Below are 1,568 nucleotides of genomic sequence, written 5' to 3' on the forward strand. Positions count from 1 at the left end.
GAGCAAGGCAACGGCCACGACCATTGGCGAGGGCATCATTGTGAAGGGCGCCATGAAGCCCGGCTATGAGCGCGTACTCACGCCCGGCGCGCTGGCCTTTGTCGCCACGCTTGAGCGCAAGTATGGCGAGCGTCGCCGGGAGCTGCTTGCCGCGCGTGCCGAACGCCAGAAGCGGTTTGATGCGGGCGAACTGCCTGATTTCCTGCCCCAGACGAAGCATATCCGCGAAGGCGACTGGAAGGTCGCGCCGATTCCGAAGGATCTGCTCGACCGCCGCACAGAGATCACCGGCCCCGTCGATAACCGCAAGATGGTCATCAATGCGCTCAATTCCGGTGCGCAGTCCTACATGACCGACTTCGAAGACGCGGCCGCGCCGACATGGGACAACATGATCGGCGGCCAGATCAACATGATGGACTACTGGACGAAGTCCATCGGCTTCACCGATGAAAGCAATGGCAAGCGCTATGATGTTGTCGAGAAGCCGGCAACGCTGATCGTCCGCCCGCGCGGCTGGCACCTCGAAGAGGCGCATGTCGAAATCGACGGCAAGCCGATTTCCGGAAGCATTTTCGATTTCGCGCTCTACTTCTTCCACAATGCGAAGACGCAGATCGCCGCCGGCACCGGCCCCTATTTCTATCTCCCGAAGATGGAAAGCCATCTCGAGGCCCGGCTCTGGAACGATATCTTCGTGGATGCGCAGGCCGCTCTCGGCATCAAGAACGGCACGATCAAGGCGACCGTCCTGATCGAGACACTGCCCGCCGCCTTCGAGATGCATGAAATCCTTTATGAGCTGCGGGACCACATTGTCGGCCTCAATTGCGGCCGCTGGGACTACATCTTCAGCTTCATCAAGCGCCTCGGAAAGAACCCGAACTTCATCCTGCCGGATCGCGCGCAGGTGGTGATGGGCGAGGCTTTCCTCAAAGCCTATTCGCTTCTCCTCGTGAAGACCTGCCATGAGCGCGGCGCTTTCGCGATGGGCGGCATGGCGGCGCAGATTCCCGTGAAGGGCGACGAAGCGGCAAACGAAGCTGCCTTCGCCAAGGTCCGCGCCGACAAGGAGCGCGAGGCCAATAACGGCCATGACGGCACCTGGGTTGCCCATCCCGATCTCGTGAAGGTCGCGATGGAAGTCTTCGGCAAGCTCGAAGGCCCGAACCAGCTTGCCCGCCAGCGTCAGGACGTAAATGTCGGTCAGAAGGAGCTGCTCGAGCCGCACAAGGGCGAGCGCACCGAGGAAGGCATGCGCGAATGCTGCCGCGTCGGCGTGCAGTATATCGAAGCATGGCTCGGCGGCCGCGGCGCCGTGCCTCTCTACAATCTGATGGAAGACGCTGCCACGGCGGAGATCAGCCGCACGCAGATCTGGCAGTGGATCTATCACGGCGCAACGCTCAGCGATGGCCGCAAGGTAACGCCGGAGCTCTTCGACGAAGTGCTTGCCGACGAAATGAAGACCTTGCGCGAAACACTGGGCGAGGAGCGTTGGACGACCGGTCACTTCGAACAGGCGGTCAACCTGTTCGCGGAAATGACCAAGGCCAGGGAATGCGAGG

The 1,568-nt window shown here is 61.5% G+C and carries 1 protein-coding gene; it reads left to right on the top strand.

Annotated features, from left to right (window positions below):
• The coding region (gene aceB, locus WBF74_RS11540; protein ID WP_424439836.1) for a malate synthase A at positions 1-1,568 on the top strand (1,568 nt) is incomplete at both ends.

The organism is Parvibaculum sp. (genome assembly GCF_049672805.1).
Taxonomy (GTDB): domain Bacteria; phylum Pseudomonadota; class Alphaproteobacteria; order Parvibaculales; family Parvibaculaceae; genus Parvibaculum.